This window comes from Leclercia sp. M50 (genome assembly GCF_037150775.1).
GTDB lineage: Bacteria > Pseudomonadota > Gammaproteobacteria > Enterobacterales > Enterobacteriaceae > Enterobacter.
This window is the reverse complement of record NZ_JBBCPK010000045.1, coordinates 1-22,516: the sequence shown is the minus strand read 5'-3', so window position 1 is coordinate 22,516 and position 22,516 is coordinate 1. Positions and strand designations below refer to the sequence as shown.

Below are 22,516 nucleotides of genomic sequence, written 5' to 3'. Positions count from 1 at the left end.
GCGACGATGAAAGCGATCATTCTGCTCTTCGACAGCCTGAATAAGCACTATCTGCCGCCTTATGGGGATATGATCACCCAGGCGCCAAATTTCCAGCGTCTGGCGGCCCGCTGCGCCACCTTCAACAACAGCTATGTTGGCAGTATGCCCTGCATGCCCGCACGTCGCGAGTTACATACTGGCCGGTATAATTTTTTGCACCGGGAGTGGGGGCCGCTGGAGCCGTTCGACGACTCCATGCCGGAGCTACTGAAAAAAGCAGGCGTCTATACCCACCTGATCAGTGACCACCTGCACTACTGGGAGGATGGCGGCGGCAACTACCATAACCGCTACAGCTCATGGGAAATTATCCGTGGGCAGGAGGGAGATCACTGGAAGGCCAGCGTCGCCGACCCGGCCATCCCGGAGGTGCTGCGCGTGCCCCAGAAACAAACCGGGGGCGGGGTCTCCGGGCTCTGGCGACACGATTGGGTCAACCGCGACTACATTCAGCAGGAGGCGGACTTCCCGCAAACCCAGGTCTTTAACGCCGGATGCGAGTTCATCGACAAGAACCATCACCAGGATAGCTGGCTATTGCAGGTGGAAACCTTCGACCCCCACGAGCCGTTTTATACCACCGAGTCGTACCTCTCGTTATACCAGGATGCCTGGAACGGCCCGCACTACGACTGGCCCCGCGGCAAAGTGGAAGAGAGCCCGGAGGCGGTAGAGCATATTCGCTGCCGCTATCGCGCCCTGGTCTCCATGTGCGATCGCAATCTGGGGCGCATTCTGGACCTGATGGACCGCCACGATCTGTGGCGCGATACGATGCTCATCGTCGGCACCGATCACGGCTTTTTGCTCGGGGAGCATGGCTGGTGGGCGAAAAACCAGATGCCGTATTACAACGAAGTGGCGAATAACCCGCTATTTATCTGGGATCCGCGCAGCGGTCATCAGGGGGTGCAGCGGGATGCGCTGGTGCAGATGATTGACTGGGCGCCGACGCTGCTGGAGTTCTTCAACCAGCCCATTCCACCTGACGTTCAGGGCCGTCCGTTAGCCCGCATTCTTGAAGATGATACCCCGGTGCGTGACGCTGCGCTGTTTGGGGTCTTCAGCGGCCATGTCAACGTCACGGACGGGCGCTATGTCTATATGCGCGCCGCACTGCCTGGCCGTGAGAATGACATCGCCAACTACACCCTGATGCCCATCAAGATGAATACCCGCTTTACCCCGGATGAGCTGGAGGCGATCGCGCTGGCGCCCCCCTTCCGCTTTACCAAAGGGGTCAAAACGCTGCGTATTCCGGCTCAGGAAAAATACCCCGGGGTGAACCGCGTCGGTAATCTACTGTTCGATTTACACACCGACCCGCACCAGCAGTGCCCGATAGAAGATAAAGCCATCGAAGCGCGGATGATTGCCCTGCTGGTGCGTCTCCTGCATGAGAGCGACGCCCCGGCAGAGCAGTTCGCCAGGCTGGGGTTAGAGGTTTAACCTATCCCCCAGAACAGCACCGCCAGTAGCTGCGGTGTGATAATGCGCATAAACATCACCAGCGGATAGACCGTGGCGTAGGAGAGCGCCGCCGCCCCGCTGGTGGCGTGCAGGTTGTTGGCAAAGGCCAGCGCCGGGGGATCGGTCATCGAACCGGCCAGCATGCCGCAGAGGGTCAGGTAGTTCATCTTCGCCAGAAGCCGCGCCAGAATGCCCATAGTGATCAGCGGGACGGCGGTAATGAGGATGCCATAGCCAATCCAGCTCACGCCGTCACCGCGGGCGAGCGTCTCGACGAAATCCCCGCCAGATTTCAGCCCCACCACCGCCAGAAAGAGCACGATCCCCAGCTCACGCAGGGCAAGGTTGGCGCTCGGAGGCATAAACCAGTAGAGCTTACCGACACAGCCGATACGACCGAGGATCAGCGCCATAATCAACGGCCCGCCTGCCAGCCCCAGCTTGAGCGCCACCGGGAACCCCGGTACATAGAGGGGGATAGAGCCGAGCAGAACGCCGAGTCCGATACCGATAAACACCGGTAGCATCTGCACCTGCTGCAGTTTTTGTTGTGCGTTACCCACCATATTGGCGACGGCGTCAATGGAGGCCGGGCGCCCGACGAGGTTAAGGATGTCGCCAAACTGCAGGCTGGCGTCCGGGCTGGCCACCAGCTCGATCCCGGCGCGGTTCAGGCGAGAGATCACCACGTCGTAGCGCTCTTTTACCTGCAGTTCGCGGATTTTCTTGCCTAATACCTTCTCGTTGGTCACCACCACGCGCTCGACGCGCATATCGGTGCCGCGGGTAGAAAGGGAGGTATCCACCTCCTGGCCAATCACCAGTTGGGCGTTATGCAGGTCCGCCGGTTGCCCCACCAGATGCAGCAGGTCGCCTATCTGGATCACCGTGCCGGGCAGCGGCACCATCAGGGTTTCCTCACGCTTCAGGCGGGAGCAGATAATATTGGCGCTGTTAAGGATCGGCACATCCTGAATCGGCAGGTTGTTGAGGTTGGGGTTGTCGACGCGGATGTTGATGGTTTTAATCAGCGCCTGTCCGTTCGTAAGGGTAGATTCATGCTCCCGGGCTTCCTGTTCAACGTTAACGCGAAACAGGATACGCATCAGCCACATGGTGAGCAGGATGCCGCAGATGCCGAACGGGTAGGCCATGGCGTAGCTCATCCCCATCTGATCGACGATGTCGGGGGCGATGCCCAGATCGCGCAGGATTTGCTGCCCGGCACCCAGCGCGGGAGTATTGGTTACCGCCCCGGAGAAAATGCCCAACACCACCGGCAGCGGAATGGCGAAGAGTTTATGCAGCAGGGCGGTAACCAGCCCACCCATCACCACAATCCCCATCGCAAAAAGATTAAGCCGCAGGCCAGAGACGCGCAGCGAGGCGAAAAAGCCGGGCCCGACCTGGATGCCGATAGTGTAAACGAAGAGGATCAGGCCAAATTCCTGAATGAAGTGCAGCATTTCCGCGCTGAGCGTAATGCCAAGCTGGTCGGCAAAATGGCCGACAAAAATCCCGCCAAAGAGCACGCCGCCAATGCCGAACCCGACGCCGCGGATTTTGACATTGCCTATCCACAGCCCGACCACCGCAACCAACGCCAGAATACTGACCGTTAACGCTATATCACTCATGACAGCATCCCTGTGAATAACAATATAATTAGCAGGGATTTTCGCAGAGCGCGGGCGGGTTGTATGGGCGATGGCGCACAAAAAAGCCCCGCCGGGGCGGGGCTTTGATTTTGCCCGGCGACGCTTCGCTTGCGCGAGCCTGCGGGTCTTGTAGGTCGGGTAAGCGTAGCGCCCCCCGACACAGTCTATTAACTGTTCAACGCCGGACGTTCGCTGATGGCGATCCGCTGCGGAGCAACCGCCTCCGGCACGTTGCGGGTGATGTCGATATGCAGCAGCCCGTTGGTGAAGGTGGCGCCTGTCACCTCCATATGTTCAGCCAGGGTAAAGCTCAGGCTGAACGGCTGGGTCACCAGCCCCTGGTGCAGCCATTTGGTTTCGGTTGCTGGTTTTTCCGGAGTGCCTTTTACCGTCAGGCGTGTGCCTTCCAGCTGAATATCGAGGTTCTGCTGGCTGAAGCCGGCCACTGCGAGCGTAATGCGATAGTGGTTATCGTCGCTCTTTTCGATGTTATACGGCGGGAAGGTCTGGCTTTCGGTGGTGCTTTGCAGCGCGGAGGCCAGTTTGTCAAAACCGATCCACTGACGCAGCAGCGGGGATAAATCGTAATTACGCATACTAAATCTCCTTCTGAGAAGCGAGTTCGGTACAATTTATTTTTGTACACACTTGTTCCTGCAAATCCTTATGGATTCACATATGCTCCCGATATCGGCAAGCATTTATATTTGGGCCGCGAAAGCGACCCGGACAATTAATTAATTTCGATACGGCGCGGTTTTTTCGCTTCCGGGATAACACGTTCCAGATCGATATAGAGCAGACCGTTAACCAGGTTCGCGCCATGAACGTGGATGTTCTCAGCTAACTGGAATTTACGTTCAAAGTTACGTTCCGCGATGCCCTGATAGAGGTAGGTACGTTCTTTCTGCTCGCCCGCATGAGCGCCTTTCACCACCAGCAGGTTATCCTGAGCGGTGATCTCCAGTTCGCTTTCAGCGAAACCGGCCACGGCAATCGCAATGCGATAATGGTTTTCGTCAACCAGTTCAACATTGTATGGAGGGTAGCCATTGCTCTGGCTTTGGTTGTTTTCTAAATGGTTGAACAGACGATCGAAGCCAATGGCTGAACGATAAAGCGGAGAAAGATCAAAGTTACGCATACAGTTAAAACTCCTGAAATCAGCAAGAATTGTCGCCTTCCACCGTGGACAGGCAGGAGTATCCCAAACGCCCCTCAGGCACGTTTGTTCATCGATACATCCTTAAAATGGGTCCGTTTGCGATCTTTTCAAGCATGCCGTTGCGAGAATTTTTTGCACTTTACGGGTACTGGAATAGACTGGGTCTACAGCACGTAAGGTTAAAATGCGATAGGTGCCACAGAGCGGTACTTTTCAACTATTCATTTTGAGAATGGCCCGTTATAAACCCGGTAGCAGGTTTATGCCGTGCCATTGATGATGACTAACTGATGATGAAAAATGTTCTGATAAAACTGACGACGTTCAGCGCAGTGGTTGTGCTTTGCGGGTGTTCGAGCGTGATGTCTCACACCGGCGGTAAAGAAGGAACCTATCCCGGCACGCGAGCCAGCGCGACTATGCTGGCTGACGACGATACCCACTGGGGAACGAAATCGCTGGTGGTGCTCGATATGCCATTTACCGCGGTGGTCGATACCCTGCTGCTGCCGTGGGACCTCTTCCGCACCGATAAATCCGTTCGCTCCCGCGTGGAGCAAAGCGAGCAAGAGACCCTGGCGACCAACGCCGTGATCCCGCCCGCCGGGATGCCCTCTCGCTGATTAGCGTCCGGTCTCTGTCACCCACAGCTGCCGGAATCCGTCGATCTCCTCCATCCAGGCAATGGTGTGCCCATCCGGAGAGTAAATCACCGCATCACCCGACGGCGGATTGCCGTGATCGGACGTCAAAAACGTCACAGCACCAGACGCCGCATCACAGGTTGCAATGCGATCCTCCAGCACAAATCCCAGTGAATGGCCCGCCGGATGCCAGTTAAAGGCCGACTGAATATCGCTTGGGTTATGGGTAAGCTGACGGGGTTCACCCCCTTCAGGGGCGATCAGCCACAGCTGCACCACGCCGTTATCATCCCGCATCAGGAACGCGATTTGTGTCGCCTGGGGGTTGCTGCGCACCCAGTGGCGCGGCACGTTCACCAGCCCCGGATAGCGGTTGCCGTGGGTAAAGGTTAACCGGCGCTGCATGACCCCGGCAGGCGGGGCGGGCATGCGATCTGCCGTGCCCTGAAGCGGTAGATCGCCCGCCTGTTTCCAGCCCTGTTCATCTTTCGGCAGGTCAACGATAAACAGCTCCGGCACCTTCTTGCCGCTGGCGGTAAGGGTATCGCCGATAAAAGCCAGTTGATGATTACCGACCCAGCCCTCTTCGTAGGCACGGTTGATCTCATCGCTGCCCGGCTGCGGCGTGGGGGTGGTACGGCTGACCAGCACGCTCCAGTGCGTACCGGCATACTCCCGCGGATGGTGGCCCGCAGGGGTCACCGGGCCATAAGGCGCGGCCACGCCCACGTTGCGTAAATCCAGCGCCGGATCGAGCGTGTGCAACACATGGTCGTTATAGGTAAAGCTGACGTACTGCCCGTCCGGGCTATACACATGAACATGACTGCCACCGCGCAGCGCGCCGGAGGTGAAAGGCGGTGTGATATCCATCGCATCAAGATGACTCACCTGCCCACGCTCTACAACCACCCCCTGACGGTGATGGAAGTCGTACTGCCAGTGGGCGTCGGGATGTTGCGGGCCGTGGATAAAAACGTATTTATCAGCCGTCGGATGGACGGTGACAACCCCCACATGCGCACCGTTGCTGGCGCGATAGATCACCTCGACGTCGCCGGTTTTAACATTCACTCGTTCAATGGTTTCGCCGGTAAACGACGCCCCGGAAGGCCGGACGTCAAAAGCCAGCCATTGGCTGTCTGCGGTCCAGGTACGGGTATTGGTGAGCTGATGGTTGCGGGGAGCGAAAGTGATTTGTTTCATGAGGATACCCTGATGCGCGACAATTTTATTAATCATACTCAACAAGCACATCACTTTCAGTGCGTAGGTAACGCCGCCCTAAACGATGCGAACAACACGTAATGGCACATATTGCTCAGAAGGAAAGATGAGAGCAGGCGGCAAGTACGTCGAGCGTACTTGCCTGACAGGCTTTAATTCAGCACAAACTTCTCAATCGCGTAGGCCACGCCATCTTCGAGGTTAGATTTAGTGACGAAGTTAGCCACCTCTTTCACCGACGGGATCGCGTTCTCCATCGCCACGCCTAAGCCAGCATATTCCAGCATCGCTATGTCGTTTTCCTGATCGCCGAGCGTCATGATCTCTTCCGGCTTGATCCCCAGCGTTTCGGCCAGCGACTTCACGCCGGTGCCTTTATTGACGCGTTTATCGAGGATTTCGAGGAAGTACGGCGCACTTTTCAGCACGGTGTACTTCTCTTTTACCTCATCCGGAATGCGGGCGATGGCCTGGTCGAGAATGGCAGGTTCATCGATCATCATAACCTTCAGGAACTGGGTTTCGGGATCCATTTTTTCCGCTTCGCAGAACACCAGCGGGATGGTGGCGACGTAGGATTCATGTACCGTGTAGTAGCTGATGTCGCGGTTCGCGGTGTACAGCGTGGTGCGGTCGAGGGCGTGGAAGTGCGAGCCTACCTCGCGGGAGAGTTGTTCCAGATAGCGATAGTCGTCATAGCTCAGCGCGGTCTGCGCCACCGTGCTGCCATCGGCCGCTTTCTGCACCAGCGCACCGTTGTAGGTAATGCAGTAATCTCCTGGCTCGTTCATGTGCAGCTCTTTCAGGTAGTTATGCACCCCCGCATATGGGCGACCGGTGCAAAGCACCACGTTCACGCCCTTCTCCCGGGCTGCGGCAATCGCATTTTTAACGGCAGGAGAGATGGTGTGGTCTGGCAGCAGCAGCGTGCCGTCCATATCGATTGCAATGAGTTTGATAGCCATGAGATCCCCGGTTGGAATGAGTCTTTCCTCATGCTAACGCGATTCCGCTCAAAAAACAGTAAAAGTGTCAGGGAGAAAGGGGATGAGAAAACAAGGTTTCACTCCCCTATTCACCCGGCGGTACAGGCTCGCCGGGATTACGCCACAGACATCACAGTCAGGCTGATGCCTGCTTTTTGCCTCCCAGCATCAGCAGAATAGCGGAACCGATGGCCAGCGCACCGACAAGATAGAACGCTGAATAATATTGTCCGGTTCCTTGCACAATAAACCCGGTTAACATTGGTGCAAACACCCCTGCAAGGTTGGCGAGGAAGTGAATAAAGCCGCTGACGGCACCCACATTATTCCCCTTCACCGTATCCTGAACGATAGCCCAGTAGCATGACGTGGTGACATACATGGCGAACATCCCAACGGACATCAGCCCAATCGCCCCATAGAGGTTGTGAACCAGGGCGGAAGCGGTAATGCATATCGCGGCGATAATCAATCCAATGACGATGATAACCTTACGAGAAAACAGCAGGTTATGGGTCAGCTTATAAATATAGTCAGAGATAAATCCGCCGGAAATCAGGCCGACAAAACCGAGCAGCCAGGGCAGCACGTTGGCGATACTCATATCCCGCATATTCAGCCCACGCGCATCCAGTAGATAACTTGGAAACCAGGTCATAAAAAAGAACAGAATGTAGCTGTAGGCAAAAAAAGCCAGCGCGGTGAACAGAATGATCGGTTGCTTCAGGTAATACGAGAGCTTTTCATTCGGAAGGTCGTTCCCGGCGGTATCCGCTTCGGCCTGTTCAACCGTATCCTCTGTTGATGCTTCGCTACCCTTCGTGGCGATGAGCCAGATGGCCACCCACGCAAAACCGATAACCATCATCCCAACGAACGTTATGCGCCAGCCAAACGCCAGCGCAGCGGCGGCGACGATAGGCGCGGAGACCGCCCCTCCCATCGGGTTACCTGAAAAAGAGACACCCACAGCTCTGGCACGCTCACGCGCAGGGAACCACTTAACGATGGTTTTATTGGTCACCGACCCCATCGGACCTTCTGCCGCGCCAAAAATAACGCGAATAAAAAACAGGGAAGTAAAATTAAACGCCGCGCAGGTCAAACCGGCAAAGAGCGACCATAGCCCCATTGCGCCAGCAAATATGCGTCGTGGTCCATATTTATCAGCCAGCCAGCCGCCGACAAAACAGAACACCGCATAACCAATCGCGAAGCTACTAAAAATCAGACCCAGCTCAGCTTTATTAACATTCAAATCAGTCGTGATATAGGGGGCGAGAATAGATAATGCCGCCCGATCTATATAATTTATCATTGATGCGATAAAAAGGAGCGCAAGGATAAAATATCTTCTTCCAGTATACATTTAATTCTCCATGATAAAGAGGGTTTACAGATGTACTTAGCTGTTATTGATATTTAATGCACGAGGTGGTGTTGTAATACCTATATTATTTTATTCACGGAGCGGATAAAAATTGATAAATGCTTTCAACCACCGGAATACCTTCGCGTTGACATCTCTCTTTATAACTTATCTGAGGATCGTTAGGCGCTAATACCTTTTCAACGCCAGGTACAGGCTTCACCGCCCGCAGTTCATCACGCATCGTTTTTACGGTAGCGGCAAATAGCGGATTACCGAGTTTTTCAGGATCGATAACGATGACCAGGCTCGCCAGCTTGCGCATTTTGTCGTAATCGCCATACATACGAACAATATGATTGCCAAAATTGGCCCCCATTAATATGCCGGTTAGCACATCAATTGCCAGCGCAATGCCTGAGCCTTTATGCCCCCCGAAAGGCAAAAGGTTCTCGATTTTGTGCGGATCTGTGGTGATATTGCCTTCTTTATCCAGCGCAAGTCCTTCACCGATGGCTTTGCCCGTCTCTTTGGCATGTAAAATTTTACCAAACGCGATTGCACTGGTCGCCATATCGACAATCATCGGCTTTTCACCAGCAACCGGGAAACCAAAGGCAATCGGGTTAGTCCCCAAAAACCGCTCCGCGCCGCCGTGCGGAGCGACACAGGTATCTGTCTGCGTCATGACGATAGCAACAGTGTTTTGCTGGGTGGCGCGCTCAGCAAACCAGGAGAGCGCGCCGCAGTGAGAGGTATTTTTTACCCCCACGAAACCGAGTCCGGTTTCTTTCGCCAGCGCTATCGCATGATCCGTCGCGGCCTTCAACGCCGAATGGCCCATGCCGTCATCAGAATCCAGCACCGCAACGGAAGGTGAAATAGTATTGATAGACATTTTTGCAGCCGGGTTCAGACCGCCCGCTTTCAGGCGTGTGCAATAATGTTCAACACGCATGACGCCATGGGAATGGACGCCTGTCATATCGGCGTGCACCAGAATATCCGTAACTTCACCAGCCGTTTTATCATCCAGCCCGGCATGGGTTAATTTTTTTAATACCAGTGACTTCAGTTCTTTTTCTTTAACAAATACGGTAGACATAATATTCTCGCTTAAAATTTAATAACGCCTTTAACTAATGATTTATTTTCCACGACGTCTTCTTTGTAACGGTGACCGAAGCTATAAAAGTCGTACTCTTTATTCACCATCAGTTTTTCAGGCAAAACACCTGCGGCCATAAATGCGATGACGCACTCAAAATCTTCACGCGTAGCATTACGACTGGCTAAAAGCGTGGTCTCTTTTTTATGAAATGTTGGATCGTCAAGCACCAGTTCGCCTATATAAAGCCCGATAAAGACGATTTTTCCACCGTGGCCAATCAGGTCGACCGAACGCGACATGGAAGATTTATTTCCTGTTGCATCAAGCAGCGTACAGGCCAACTGACCGTCAAAGCAGGTTTTCAATGCGTCCAGATAATTTCCCTGGGTTGGATCGAGGGTTTGCAGACCGAGCTTATCGGTAATTTGCTGACGACGACCCGCATCAATATCCGCAACCACCACGCGAGCGCCCTTCGCTTTTGCGATCGCCGCTGCTGCCAGCCCGATCGGTCCGGCACCAACCACCAGTACGTTCTGCTGCGGTTTAATTTCTGCGCGACGAACCGCATGTGCGCCAATCGCAAAGCATTCCACCAGCGCCCCTGCGTTGTCACTCAGGCCAGGCGGGAGTTCCACCAGATTCTCTTCACGAACGGCCAAATATTCGCTAAACCCGCCATCCTGATGAACGCCATACAGAGAGACATTTTCACAGCAGTTGGTTTTACCTTCCTGACAAGCCATACATACGCCGCAGGGTACGCAGGGAATAACGCTATAACGCCGCCCTTTTTTTACGCGATGGCAGTCACTTCCCGTCTCCTCCACTACGCCACAAATTTCATGGCCTAGTACCCGTGGGTAGGAAAAGAAAGGCTGGCGACCCGCAAAGGCGTGGATATCGGTACCGCAAATCCCTACCGCGCGGATCTTCAGCAGCGCCTCGCCCGCTTTCAGCTCAGGCATATCTCGTTCGATATATTCAATTTTTTCCGGATGTTGGCAGATCAGCGTTTTCATACGTTTTCCTGTTGTAATACATGGTTAATGGCGGCGTGAACGCCGTCTTTTTCAATGGCGACAAATACCTGCCGGACCTCGTTCATGAACATGGCGTTATTGCTGGCAAGCGTGCCGAAGATGCTCTCTATCTGCAGTAGCGCATGCGCCCGCTCCCATGAGCTATCCTGCGGCGTTATGCGCGCATAAAATTCATCATTCAGGGGGTCGGCAAGCGTCTGACCACGGGATACGGCATCAAGCACGAAATGAAGCCAGCCAGCGATCAGTAAAGACAATCCGTTTCTTTGCACCTTGCGCGCTTGCAGCGTGCGCCACGGATCGATAGCGCGTTGCGGAAGCTTCTGGGAACCATCCATCGCGATCTGGCTGGTTTTATGTTTGATATGTGGATTACAGAAGCGCGCGATGAGCAAACGGGCGTACTGGTCCACATCGAGATGTAAATCCGGATCAAGGGATTTGGCCTGCTCGTCGACCATCAGGTGGAAAACGGCCGCATTGAGGACCGGGTCGGCCATGCATTCAGAGATAAACTCGTAGCCCGCCAGGCTGCCGTTGTAAGCCAGGAAGGAGTGGCTGCCGTTCAGCATACGTAGCTTCATCTCTTCATAGGGCACCACATCCTGAACAAACATCGCACCGGCGTTGTCCCACTGCGGACGTCCGGCGACAAAGTTGTCTTCAATCACCCACTGGCGAAAATCTTCACAGACCACGCCGCAAGGATCGGCATAACCCGTCTCTGCTTCAATCACTGCAAACTGCTCAGGCGTCATGGCCGGAACGATGCGGTCAACCATAGTGCCAGGAAAGGTCACTTGCTGTTCGATCCACGCGGCAAGCCCGGCGTCGAGCTGCGAGGCGAAGTCGAGAACGGCATTTTTGGTCAGTACGCCATTGGCGGGAATGTTGTCGCATGAAAGCACGCTAAAGGGGGAAAGCGCCTTCTCGCGCCGTATACGTAATGCTTCTACGAGCAGGCCGATAGCCGACTGAGGCGCGCGCGGAGAGGTTAAATCATGGCGGATAAGCGGATTCGCGAGATCAAGCCTGCGCGACTGCGGGTCGGTGCAGTAGCCTTTTTCAGTAATGGTCAACGAGACGATTTTGACCTGCGGCTCCGTCAACTTATCGATAGCAGCCTGAATACCGCTCGCGGGAGTGTGCAGCGCGCCGGCCAACGCTCTGACCTGACGGCATGTTGTCGCGGTCGCTGACTTTTCAACCACGGTAAAAAGGCACTGTTGGCTGTTGAGTGCATCTACCAGCTCTGCGCTACCAAGCAAATTGATACCAAAGATCCCCCAGGGAGATTCCATGCTTTCATTTGAGAGATCGGTATACACCGCCTGATGCCCGCGATGAAAAGCCCCAAGGCCGAGATGAACGATGTCTGCCTTCAACACCTGTCGATTGTACGTAGTCTTTTCCATACGAATTGTCCTTGTGAAACACTGGACCAATAATGCCAAAATGGTTTACCAAAACAGTGATAATGATCTAAAATGGTGAACAGAATGGTGGTACGGAAAATGATGCAAATGCAGGAAAACATAAAATATCAAACATTATCATTAAGTTACTGGAATTTTTCAGTGGCAAAATCCAGGCACGCTAAAAAACTGTGACACCCGTCAGAGGATCGACGCTGCAAACTGGTGTACCATCTGCGAAGTCGAAGCAAAACCGCACCATTAACTCACTGTTTTTAATGAATATTAAGGAAAGAGAAAGGATCCGCGCTAAAGCAATCCCACAATTTGGTATACAGAATTAGTGAAACAGGTATACCAGGGTATGTGTTTAGTGAATCAATTAACAGGATGAAAGAGGACGGAAAAATGGAGTCGACAATCAGGCAGATAGAAACCCGACTGTTTAAGGTTCCGCTGGAGGAAGTTCTGGTGGACGCAAAGCATGGCGACCACAGCCATTTTGAGTTGATCACAACGACCATCACGCTTGAGAATGGAGCTACGGGTACAGGTTATACCTATACCGGCGGCAAGGGCGGTTACGCCATTAAGGCGATGATCGACCATGATTTGGCGCCTGTTCTGAAGGGTAAAGACGCCACGGCAATTGATGAAATATATGACTTTATGGAATGGCATATTCATTACGTCGGTCGTGGCGGTATCGCTTCGTTTGCTGTCTCTGCAGTGGACATTGCGCTATGGGATTTGAAGGGTAAGCGTGAGCAGCTTCCGCTTTGGAAAATGGCAGGTGGTGCGAACAATAGCTGTAAAGCCTACTGTGGCGGTATCGATCTGGCGTTTCCGCTGGATAAACTTTTGCGCAGCATCCAGGGCTATCTGGACAGTGGCTTTAACGGCGTGAAGATTAAGGTAGGGCAGAAAAACCCGCAGGATGATATCGACCGCATCAAAGCCGTTCGCCAGCTTATCGGTCCTGACGTGACCTTCATGATCGACGCTAACTATTCCCTTTCGGTTGACCAGGCCATCGCTCTCTCGAAAGCGGTTGAATCATGTGATATCACCTGGTTTGAAGAGCCAACCATTCCTGATGACTATGATGGCTACGCACGCATCGCCGAAAATACAACGATTCCACTGGCGATGGGTGAAAATCTGCATACCATTCATGAATTCGGATACGCGCTGGACCGCGCAAAGCTGGGGTTTATTCAGCCTGACGCCTCCAACTGCGGTGGCATCACAGGGTGGTTGAAGGCGGCAAATCTGGCGACACGTTACGGCCTGCCAATCTGTTCACATGGTATGCAGGAGCTGCATGTCAGCCTCGTATCGGCGTTCGATACCGGCTGGCTGGAAGTACACAGCTTTCCTATCGATCGGTATACCAGACGTCCACTGGTGGTTAAGGATTACCGGGCCGTCGCACCCGATATAAGTGGGACGGGTGTGGAATTTGACTGGGATAAACTCACCCCATATGAGGTGTGACCTTACTGCGGGTCTGTCTGTCGACAGGCCCGTTGTGCACTCAGGTGGCAAAGAAAAAGTCGTCAAAATCTTCCAGCGAATCGTCCTGATGGAAAATTTTCACCAGCTCGTTCTTGCTGTTTTCAAGATGGTTCCAGGAAGCCAGCCGCGCCTGCTCTGCATTACGCTTCTGTAACGCGAGGAAGATATTACGATGATCTTCTACCCACATCATCCGCAGCTCTTTTTTATGCAGATACTTATAGTTAAGCCGTTTCCAACGCGGATTTTCCGTTCTGACTGCCCGCCACAGTTCGGCAGATTGCTTCATCAGCACGCGATTCTGCGTGGCTTCGGCAATAATATTGTGAAACTGCCTGTCCAGCTCTTCGAACTTATCGCTATCCCCGTCGATCAGCTTTTCCTGCTGAGCAATGATCCGCTTAAGCTCGCGTAATTCGTTCAGCCTGATTTGCGTGGCGGCAAAGCCGGTAATGTTGCTTTCAATGACCTGTCTGGCCTGAAGCAGTTCGAAAGGACCAATATCGGAGTAGGGCAAAAGGGATTTTTGGTTAAATTTTTCAGGACTATCAATGAAATAGATGCCCGCACCCTGCCGGACTTCCACAACGCCTTTCAGCTCAAGCATGATAATCGCTTCACGGATTGTGGTTCGACTGGTGTTAAAACGCTCGCCAAGCTCTCTTTCTGAAGGAAGACGTTCTCCCGCTTTAAACACACCGGAATAGAGCAACTCTTCTATCTGAAGCCCAACATCATAATAGCGTCTTTTGGTGATCGCTTGTTCCATGCTTACGCCTATAAAAAAGCCGTGAATTCAACCCGTTCGATAGAGTAAAGCAATCCGTCCCGCGCCTTCCCCTGAAAGGAAGGCGCGGTGGCATACTTAGATATCAATATTCGCCGCTTTCAGGGCGTTCTCTTCGATGAAGGCGCGACGGGGTTCAACCGCATCGCCCATCAGGGTAGTGAACAGCTGGTCGGCAGCAATCGCGTCCTTAACGGTAACCCGCAGCATGCGGCGGCTTTCCGGATCCATGGTCGTTTCCCACAGCTGATCCGGGTTCATTTCGCCCAGACCTTTATAGCGCTGAATGGAGAGGCCACGACGAGACTCTTTCACCAGCCACTCCAGCGCCTGCTCAAAGCTGGCCACCGGCTGACGGCGTTCGCCACGTTCGATGAACGCATCGTCTTCAATCAGGCCACGCAGCTTCTCGCCGAGGGTGCAGATACGACGGTATTCCGCGCCGGTCACGAACTCGTGCTCCAGCGGATAGTCAGTATCCACGCCGTGGGTACGCACGCGGATCACCGGCTCGAACTGCTGGGCGGCGTTCTGCTGAATATCGAACTTCCACTGGCTGCCGTGCTGCTCGTTCTCGTTCAGCTCGCTGACCAGGGTATTTACCCAGCGGGTCACCGCCTGCTCGTTATCGAGATCGGCTTCGTTCAGGGTCGGCTGGTAAACCAGCGCCTTCAGCAGCGCTTTTGGATAACGGCGCTCCATGCGGCCAATCATCTTCTGGGTGGCGTTGTACTCGGAGACCAGACGCTCCAGCGGCTCGCCCGCCAGCGCCGGGGCGCTTGAGTTGGCGTGCAGGGTGGCGCCATCAAGAGCGATAGCGATCTGGTACTGATCCATCGCCTCGTCATCTTTGATGTACTGCTCCTGCTTGCCTTTTTTCACCTTGTAGAGCGGCGGCTGGGCAATGTAGACGTGGCCACGCTCAACGATCTCCGGCATCTGACGGTAGAAGAAGGTCAGCAGCAGGGTACGAATGTGCGAGCCGTCGACGTCCGCATCGGTCATGATGATGATGCTGTGATAGCGCAGCTTGTCCGGGTTGTACTCGTCGCGGCCAATACCGCAGCCCAGGGCGGTGATCAGGGTTGCTACTTCCTGGGAGGAGAGCATCTTGTCGAAGCGCGCCTTCTCAACGTTGAGGATTTTACCCTTCAGCGGCAGGATCGCCTGGTTCTTACGGTTACGGCCCTGCTTCGCAGAACCGCCCGCAGAGTCCCCTTCCACGAGGTACAGTTCAGACAGCGCCGGGTCGCGTTCCTGGCAGTCCGCCAGTTTGCCCGGCAGGCCTGCTAAGTCCAGCGCGCCTTTACGACGGGTCATTTCACGGGCTTTACGCGCCGCTTCACGGGCACGCGCCGCATCGATAATTTTACCGACGACGATTTTGGCGTCGGACGGGTTTTCCTGCAGGTAGTCGCTCAGCAGCTCGTTCATCTGCTGTTCAACCGCCGATTTCACCTCAGAGGAGACCAGCTTGTCTTTGGTCTGGGAGGAGAACTTCGGATCCGGCACTTTTACGGAGACAACGGCGATCAGGCCTTCACGGGCATCGTCACCGGTGGCGCTGACTTTCGCTTTTTTGCTGTAACCTTCTTTGTCCATGTAGGCGTTCAGGGTACGGGTCATCGCCGTACGGAAGCCGACCAGGTGCGTACCGCCGTCGCGCTGCGGAATGTTATTGGTGAAGCAGTAGATGTTTTCCTGGAAACCGTCGTTCCACTGCAGCGCCACTTCCACGCCGATACCATCTTTTTCGGTGGAGAAATAGAAGATATTTGGGTGAATTGGCGTTTTGTTCTTGTTCAGATACTCAACGAACGCCTTGATACCACCTTCGTAATGGAAGTGGTCTTCTTTGCCGTCGCGCTTGTCGCGCAGGCGAATCGAGACGCCGGAGTTCAGGAATGACAGCTCGCGCAGACGCTTCGCCAGGATATCATATTCGAACTCGGTCACGTTGGAGAAGGTTTCGAGGCTCGGCCAGAAACGGACCGTGGTACCGGTTTTCTCCGTCTCGCCCGTTACCGCCAGCGGTGCCTGCGGCACGCCGTGGGTATAGACCTGACGGTGAATTTTACCTTCGCGGTTGATCACCAGCTCCAGCTTCTGCGACAGGGCGTTAACGACAGAGACGCCCACGCCGTGCAGACCGCCGGACACTTTATAGGAGTTATCATCGAACTTACCGCCCGCGTGCAGAACGGTCATGATCACTTCCGCCGCAGAGACGCCCTCTTCCGGGTGGATGCCGGTCGGGATGCCGCGTCCGTCATCCTGTACGGAAACAGAGTTATCGGCGTGGATGGTGACGATAATGTCTTTACAGTGACCCGCGAGCGCTTCGTCGATAGCGTTATCTACCACCTCGAATACCATGTGGTGCAGACCGGTGCCGTCATCCGTGTCGCCGATATACATACCCGGGCGCTTACGCACCGCATCCAGCCCTTTCAGGACTTTGATACTGGAGGAGTCATAAGAATTCGACATCAACGTTTCTCGCTCATTTATTCTTGGGTTAATCCGTTATTTTACCCTTTTCCACGTTAAACATCTTCGAATTTTCGTCCGACATGTCTATTACGTGTTCAGCGCTAATCGCACTGACGAAAACCTGCGACTGCGTGGCTTTTAAGCGGCTGGCAAGCAGCCCGCGCCGCGCGTCGTCAAGTTCCGAGGCAAAATCATCAATCAGATACAGACAGCGTCGCCCGCTCTCACGGGTTAAGTACTCGCCCTGCGCCAGGCGCAGGGCGCACATCAGAAGTTTAAGCTGCCCGCGTGATAAGGTGTCTTCCACCGGCGCGCCATCGGCACGAATGCGGAAATCCGCCTTGTGCGGGCCATGCGCGGTGTAGGTCAGCATGCGATCGCGCTCGAAGCTTCGCTCCAGCACCTCGGCATAATCTGTCTCTTTCTCCCAGCCGCGCTGGAAGGAGAAGCTCAGGGAGAACTCAGGTAAAAACTGCTGGCAGGTGTCCGCCATGTCTTCCGCGATCCCGGCGCTGTACTCCGCACGCCAGCGGCTAATCTGCTCCGCCAGCGGGATCAGCTCTTTATCCCACGCCCGCAGTTGGGCGTAGCGGGTCACCTGGCGCAGCGCGGCATTGCGCTGTTTCAGCAGCCGCTTGAGGTTACTCCAGGCGGTAAAGAAGCCCGCTTCGTTATGGAAGCATCCCCAGTCGAGGAAGGCTCTTCTGTATTTGGGGCCGCCGTTGAGTAAAGTAAACCCCTCGGGGGTGATTAGCTGCATGGGCATCAGCAGCGCCAGCTCGGCCACTTTGTGCCCGTCGGTGCCATCGATGCGTACCTTGCTGTCACCGTGCTTGTCTTTGGTCAGGCCGATGGCGGTCTCGTGCTCTTCGCCCCGTAAGCGGCCATGAAGCACAAACGCGTCCTGCTCGTGGCGAATGACGCGGCCAATCTGCAAACTGCGAAACGCCCGGCCATGGCCGAGCGTATAGATGGCTTCCAGCACGCTGGTTTTGCCGCTGCCGTTGGCGCCAACCAGGAAGTTAAAGCCGGGGGATAAAGCAAGATCCGCGCTTTCGATATTGCGAAAGTCGCGGATCAACAGGCGGGTGAGCGACATTACAGTCTCATTGGCATGACAACATAAGCCGCACTCTGGCTGGCAGCATCTTCAATCTGTACGCTCGACACGGAGTCGGTCAGCAGAATACGCACGTTCTCGCACTTCAGCGCGTTCAGCACATCCAGCACGTAACTGACGTTAAAGCCGATTTCCATCTCGGTGCCTGCGGCATAGGTGACATCCAGAATCTCTTCGGCCTCTTCCTGTTCCGGGTTGTTGGCCGTGATCTTCAGCTGGTTTTCGCTCACGTACAGACGCACGCCGCGGAACTTCTCGTTGGAGAGGATTGCCGCGCGGGCAAAGGCCTGCTTGAGGATATCGCAGCCCGCTTCCAGCGTTTTGTCCGGGTTCTTCGGCAATACGCGGCGATAGTCCGGGAAACGGCCATCTACCAGCTTGGAGGTAAAGATGAAGTCGCCCACGTGAGCGCGGATATTGTTGCTGCCAATCTGCACGCGCAGCGGGGTTTCGCCGCCGTCGAGCATACGCATCAGTTCAATCACGCCTTTACGCGGTACGATCACCGAATGGTTCGGCAGCGTTACGCCAACCGGCATGGAGCAGACCGCCAGGCGGTGACCATCGGTGGCAACGGTACGCAGCTCTTCCCCTTCGGTTTCGAACAGCATGCCGTTTAAGTAGTAGCGAACGTCCTGATGCGCCATAGAGAACTGGGTAGCTTCAATCAGGCGTTTCATGGTGGCCTGTGGCAGGGTGAATTCGACTTCACTCTGCCAGTCGTCCAGGTTCGGGAAGTCAGCAGCAGGCAGCGTAGAGAGCGAGAAACGGCTGCGGCCAGAGCGCACCAGCATACGGTCGCCTTCCAGCTGCACGGCAATCTCTGCCCCTTCAGGCAGTCCGCGGCAGATATCAAAGAACTTACGCGCCGGAACGGTGGTTGCGCCCGCTTCGTGAGGCTGAGAAAGCGTCACACGTGCGACCATTTCCATCTCGAGATCGGTCCCGGTCAGCGACAGCGTGCCGTCTGCCACCTGCAGCAGCAGGTTACCAAGAATAGGCAGCGTCGGGCGGCCGCCTAAGGGGCCACTCACCTGTTGCAGCGGTTTTAATAAATGTTCACGTTCAACGGTAAATTTCATAGCATCACGATGATAATGTTCTGATTAAATTGGAGAAGTCTTCTTTTATGTCGTGGCTTTCTTCACGCAGCTGCTCGATCTTACGGCAGGCGTGCAGCACGGTGGTATGGTCACGGCCACCAAACGCATCGCCGATCTCCGGCAGACTGTGGTTGGTTAACTCCTTTGCCAGCGCCATCGCCATCTGACGCGGTCTCGCCACCGAGCGGGAACGACGTTTAGACAGCAAATCTGCCACTTTAATTTTGTAGTACTCCGCCACCGTCTTCTGAATATTGTCGATGGTGACCAGTTTTTCCTGCAGCGCCAGCAGATCGCGCAGCGCCTCACGCACGAAATCGATGGTGATCGCCCGTCCGGTAAAGTTGGCGTTAGCGATAACGCGGTTCAGTGCGCCCTCAAGCTCACGAACGTTGGAACGCAGACGCTTGGCGATAAAGAACGCCACCTCACCCGGCAGGCGAATGTCGTTCTCGTCGGCCTTTTTCATCAGGATCGCCACGCGGGTTTCCAGCTCCGGTGGCTCGATCGCCACGGTCAGGCCCCAGCCGAAGCGCGATTTCAGACGATCTTCAACCCCGTTGATCTCTTTTGGATAGCGATCCGAGGTCAAAATGATCTGCTGATTGCCTTCCAGCAGCGCATTGAAGGTGTGGAAAAACTCTTCCTGGGATCGTTCTTTATTGGCAAAGAACTGGATGTCATCGATCAGCAGCGCATCAACGGAACGGTAATAGCGTTTAAACTCTTCGATCGCATTGTTTTGCAGGGCTTTTACCATATCCTGAACGAAGCGCTCGGAGTGCATATACACCACTTTGGCATTGGGCTTACGCGCCATGATGCCATTGCCTACCGCATGCAGCAGGTGCGTTTTACCCAGACCGGTACCGCCATAAAGGAACAGCGGGTTATAGGCGCCGCCCGGGTTATCCGCCACCTGGCGCGCCGCCGCGCGGGCCAGCTGGTTCGATTTACCTTCGACGAAGTTATCAAAGGTGTGTTTGACGTTAACGTTAGAGCGGTAGGTCGGCTCTGCCGGTGCCGGGACGTTATCCCAACCCGCACGCGGCGCAGGCGCGACGCGCGGCATCTGAACCTGCGCGGTCTGCGCGGGCGCAGCGGCGACGTTAACGGTCTCTTTGAGGGTTTGGGTGACCGGTTTAGTGCCCACTTCAAAACGCAGCTGTGGGGCATCGGCACCGCAAAATTCGTTTAGCAGTCCGTTGATGTTATTGAGGTATTTGTCCCTGACCCAATCGAGCACAAAACGGTTTGGCGCATACAAAGCCAGCGTGTTATCGCTCAGTTCCGCCTGCAACGGGCGGATCCACATACTGAATTCTGTGGCTGGTAACTCATCCTGCAATCGGGCAAGACACTGCTGCCAAAGCGAAAGTGACACGGCGGACTCCACTCGAACAAAAAAGAAAGCTATTGAATAGTCATGATTGTAGACACACGTCGAAAGAACCCGGCGTTTAGGGGGACGTGCGAACCGCTGTCTGCGGTTTTTTTTACCTGCTCTGGATCCTGGGATCGCGATCAGGACCGCGGATCATAGCCTAAACTGAGCCAGAGATCTTCTGTTTCTCACAGTTTCTTCCCGATTTATCCACAGGAGGATCGAAACGGGGTAAGTGTAAACGATCCTGGCGAAGCGACCCCGCGATTTAGGCCGCATATTGGAAAAATTAATGAGTAGCGACAAATTTTTGCTTAAATGATCTAACGAAGATCCTGGACGATCCTTGCGATTTGCCCGGGAGCCCGTATAATTCCCCACCCGGCGCGTGGGACTCGATTTCCTGCGTCTGACGCTGCTCAATTTGCACGCTAAAAACGTGCGGAAAGACGCGGGAAATAAGGAAAGAGAATTGACTCCGGAGTGTACAATTATTACAATCCGGCCTCTTTAATCACCCATGGCTTCGGCGTCCATCGTTCGTTATTCGTTCGGACTCCACAAAAAGTCATTGAATTTATTCAAGTTTAGGTAGAAATCGCCATGAAACGCACTTTTCAACCGTCTGTACTGAAGCGCAACCGTTCTCACGGCTTCCGTGCTCGTATGGCTACTAAAAATGGTCGTCAGGTTCTGGCACGTCGTCGTGCTAAAGGCCGTTCACGTCTGACCGTTTCCAAGTAATTAAGCTAACCCCTGAGTGGTTAAGCTAGCATTTCCCAGGGAGTTACGTTTGTTAACTCCCACTCATTTCACTTTCGTCTTCCAGCAGCCACAACGGGCTGGCACGCCGCAAATCACCATTCTCGGCCGCCAAAATTCGCTGGGGCATCCCCGTATCGGTCTCACTGTCGCCAAGAAAAACGTTAAGCGTGCGCATGAACGCAATCGGATTAAACGTCTGACGCGTGAAAGCTTCCGTTTACGTCAACATGAACTGCCTTCTATGGATTTCGTGGTGGTGGCTAAAAAAGGGGTTGCCGACCTCGATAACCGTGCTCTCTCGGAAGCGTTGGAAAAATTATGGCGCCGCCACTGTCGCCTGGCTCACGGGTCCTGATCGGCCTTATCCGGGTCTATCAACGCCTGATTAGTCCGCTACTCGGGCCACACTGCCGTTTCAGACCGACCTGTTCGCAATACGGAATTGAGGCATTGCGCAGGTTTGGAGTGATAAAAGGCAGTTGGTTGACGGTGAAACGCGTATTAAAATGCCACCCTTTACACCCAGGTGGAGACGACCCCGTCCCTCCAGGACCTTTTGATACCAGAGAACACTAACGATGGATTCGCAACGCAATCTTCTTATCATCGCTTTGTTGTTCGTGTCTTTCATGATCTTCCAGGCTTGGGAGCAGGACAAAAATCCTCAACCTCAGCAGCAGGTCACGCAGACAACGACCACCGCAGCGGGTAGCGCCGCCGACCAGGGCGTACCGGCCAGTGGCCAGGGGAAACAGATTACGGTTAAGACCGATGTGCTTGAGCTGACTATCAACACCCGTGGTGGTGATATTGAGCAGGCGCTGCTGTTGACCTACCCGAAAGAGCTGAAGTCTTCCGAACCTTTCCAGCTGCTGGAAACCACGCCTGAGTTTATCTATCAGGCACAGAGCGGCCTGACCGGTCGTGATGGCCCGGATAACCCGGCTAACGGTGCGCGTCCGCTGTATAACGTAGACAGCGATACCTTTGTGCTGGCCGATGGTCAGAACGAAATCACCATTCCGCTGACCTACACCGACGCCGCGGGTAACACCTTCACCAAAACCTTCACCCTGAAACGCGGTGAGTTTGCGGTAAACGTGGGCTATAACGTACAGAACGCCGGTGCGAAGCCGCTGGAAGTGTCGACCTTTGGTCAGCTGAAGCAGTCCATCAATCTGCCGTCGCACCGCGACACCGGAAGCAGCAACCTCGC

Annotated in this window: 21 protein-coding genes and 1 pseudogene; 8 read left to right on the top strand and 14 right to left on the bottom strand. The window is 54.6% G+C overall.

The window, feature by feature from the left end; translation table 11 throughout:
* Positions 1–6 precede the first annotated feature (6 nt).
* A complete protein-coding gene (locus WFM46_RS12660) occupies positions 7–1,491 on the top strand; it encodes a sulfatase-like hydrolase/transferase (RefSeq protein WP_180210255.1) in 1,485 nt (494 codons plus the stop codon).
* Here WFM46_RS12660 and WFM46_RS12655 read toward each other — a convergent pair.
* The 3 genes from WFM46_RS12655 to ibpA all read right to left on the bottom strand — a co-directional run bounded on the left by WFM46_RS12655 (position 1,488) and on the right by ibpA (position 4,314).
* A complete protein-coding gene (locus WFM46_RS12655) occupies positions 1,488–3,149 on the bottom strand; it encodes a putative transporter (protein ID WP_103177641.1) in 1,662 nt (553 codons plus the stop codon). The genes WFM46_RS12660 and WFM46_RS12655 overlap by 4 nt on opposite strands.
* Positions 3,150–3,337: 188 nt before the next feature.
* Positions 3,338–3,766, bottom strand: a complete 429-nt coding sequence (ibpB, locus tag WFM46_RS12650) for a small heat shock chaperone IbpB (protein WP_156653643.1) — start codon at positions 3,764–3,766, stop codon at positions 3,338–3,340.
* 137 nt (positions 3,767–3,903) lie between these two features.
* Complete coding sequence (ibpA, locus tag WFM46_RS12645; protein ID WP_032615564.1) at positions 3,904–4,314, bottom strand: small heat shock chaperone IbpA; 411 nt, start codon at positions 4,312–4,314, stop codon at positions 3,904–3,906.
* Between the two features lie 311 nt (positions 4,315–4,625).
* Between ibpA and WFM46_RS12640 the strand changes: the two genes are divergently transcribed.
* Positions 4,626–4,958 (top strand): YceK/YidQ family lipoprotein, encoded by a 333-nt coding sequence (locus tag WFM46_RS12640; RefSeq protein WP_103177639.1) that lies wholly within the window; start codon positions 4,626–4,628, stop codon positions 4,956–4,958.
* On the opposite strand, the gene WFM46_RS12635 is transcribed toward WFM46_RS12640, so the two are convergent.
* The 6 genes from WFM46_RS12635 to WFM46_RS12610 all read right to left on the bottom strand — a co-directional run bounded on the left by WFM46_RS12635 (position 4,959) and on the right by WFM46_RS12610 (position 12,130).
* The gene (locus WFM46_RS12635; RefSeq protein WP_336997742.1) at positions 4,959–6,185 is read right to left on the bottom strand and encodes a DUF3748 domain-containing protein; all 1,227 of its coding nucleotides are present in this window, start codon (positions 6,183–6,185) and stop codon (positions 4,959–4,961) included. It lies immediately after the preceding gene.
* Between the two features lie 173 nt (positions 6,186–6,358).
* Complete coding sequence (gene yidA / locus WFM46_RS12630; RefSeq protein ID WP_103824251.1) at positions 6,359–7,171, bottom strand: sugar-phosphatase; 813 nt, start codon at positions 7,169–7,171, stop codon at positions 6,359–6,361.
* Positions 7,172–7,328: 157 nt separating this feature from the next.
* Complete coding sequence (locus tag WFM46_RS12625) at positions 7,329–8,561, bottom strand: MFS transporter (protein WP_336997741.1); 1,233 nt, start codon at positions 8,559–8,561, stop codon at positions 7,329–7,331.
* Positions 8,562–8,655: 94 nt separating this feature from the next.
* On the bottom strand, positions 8,656–9,666 hold the full coding sequence (locus WFM46_RS12620; protein ID WP_336997740.1) for an Ldh family oxidoreductase: 1,011 nt from the start codon (positions 9,664–9,666) through the stop codon (positions 8,656–8,658).
* A gap of 11 nt (positions 9,667–9,677) precedes the next feature.
* The gene (locus WFM46_RS12615) at positions 9,678–10,694 is read right to left on the bottom strand and encodes a zinc-binding alcohol dehydrogenase family protein (RefSeq protein ID WP_336997739.1); all 1,017 of its coding nucleotides are present in this window, start codon (positions 10,692–10,694) and stop codon (positions 9,678–9,680) included.
* Positions 10,691–12,130 (bottom strand): mannitol dehydrogenase family protein, encoded by a 1,440-nt coding sequence (locus tag WFM46_RS12610; RefSeq protein WP_336997738.1) that lies wholly within the window; start codon positions 12,128–12,130, stop codon positions 10,691–10,693. The genes WFM46_RS12615 and WFM46_RS12610 overlap by 4 nt, the downstream gene beginning before the upstream one ends.
* A gap of 408 nt (positions 12,131–12,538) precedes the next feature.
* On the opposite strand from WFM46_RS12610, the gene WFM46_RS12605 reads away from it, so the two are divergent.
* The gene (locus WFM46_RS12605; protein ID WP_336997737.1) at positions 12,539–13,627 is read left to right on the top strand and encodes a mandelate racemase/muconate lactonizing enzyme family protein; all 1,089 of its coding nucleotides are present in this window, start codon (positions 12,539–12,541) and stop codon (positions 13,625–13,627) included.
* A 40-nt stretch (positions 13,628–13,667) separates the two neighbouring features.
* Here the strand turns inward: WFM46_RS12605 and WFM46_RS12600 are convergent, their stop codons facing one another.
* From WFM46_RS12600 to dnaA, 5 genes are all read right to left on the bottom strand, one after another.
* The gene (locus tag WFM46_RS12600) at positions 13,668–14,417 is read right to left on the bottom strand and encodes an FCD domain-containing protein (protein ID WP_250586741.1); all 750 of its coding nucleotides are present in this window, start codon (positions 14,415–14,417) and stop codon (positions 13,668–13,670) included.
* 96 nt (positions 14,418–14,513) lie between these two features.
* The gene (gene gyrB, locus WFM46_RS12595) at positions 14,514–16,925 is read right to left on the bottom strand and encodes a DNA topoisomerase (ATP-hydrolyzing) subunit B (protein WP_103177632.1); all 2,412 of its coding nucleotides are present in this window, start codon (positions 16,923–16,925) and stop codon (positions 14,514–14,516) included.
* A gap of 28 nt (positions 16,926–16,953) precedes the next feature.
* Positions 16,954–18,027, bottom strand: a complete 1,074-nt coding sequence (gene recF / locus WFM46_RS12590) for a DNA replication/repair protein RecF (RefSeq protein ID WP_103177631.1) — start codon at positions 18,025–18,027, stop codon at positions 16,954–16,956.
* Positions 18,027–19,130, bottom strand: coding sequence for a DNA polymerase III subunit beta (gene dnaN, locus WFM46_RS12585; protein WP_103177630.1), 1,104 nt, complete (start codon positions 19,128–19,130; stop codon positions 18,027–18,029). Before dnaN ends, recF begins: the two co-directional genes overlap by 1 nt.
* A gap of 4 nt (positions 19,131–19,134) precedes the next feature.
* Positions 19,135–20,535, bottom strand: a complete 1,401-nt coding sequence (gene dnaA / locus WFM46_RS12580) for a chromosomal replication initiator protein DnaA (protein WP_103177629.1) — start codon at positions 20,533–20,535, stop codon at positions 19,135–19,137.
* 322 nt (positions 20,536–20,857) lie between these two features.
* Here dnaA and WFM46_RS23850 point away from each other — a divergent pair.
* The 5 genes and pseudogenes from WFM46_RS23850 to yidC form a co-directional block, all read left to right on the top strand.
* A pseudogene (locus tag WFM46_RS23850) lies at positions 20,858–20,908 on the top strand (hypothetical protein); the annotation flags it as partial.
* A gap of 230 nt (positions 20,909–21,138) precedes the next feature.
* Positions 21,139–21,279 carry a 50S ribosomal protein L34 gene (gene rpmH, locus WFM46_RS12575; protein WP_003849659.1) on the top strand — a complete coding sequence of 47 codons (141 nt, stop codon included), beginning with the start codon at positions 21,139–21,141 and terminating at the stop codon, positions 21,277–21,279.
* Between the two features lie 16 nt (positions 21,280–21,295).
* Positions 21,296–21,655: a ribonuclease P protein component gene (gene rnpA, locus WFM46_RS12570; RefSeq protein ID WP_014072458.1), complete on the top strand. Its 360-nt coding sequence runs from the start codon at positions 21,296–21,298 to the stop codon at positions 21,653–21,655.
* Entirely contained in the window at positions 21,619–21,876 is a 258-nt protein-coding gene (yidD, locus tag WFM46_RS12565; RefSeq protein ID WP_072036746.1) for a membrane protein insertion efficiency factor YidD, read from the top strand. The genes rnpA and yidD overlap by 37 nt, the downstream gene beginning before the upstream one ends.
* A gap of 2 nt (positions 21,877–21,878) precedes the next feature.
* A partial coding sequence (yidC, locus tag WFM46_RS12560) for a membrane protein insertase YidC (protein ID WP_336997736.1) occupies positions 21,879–22,516 on the top strand: 638 nt, incomplete at its 3' end.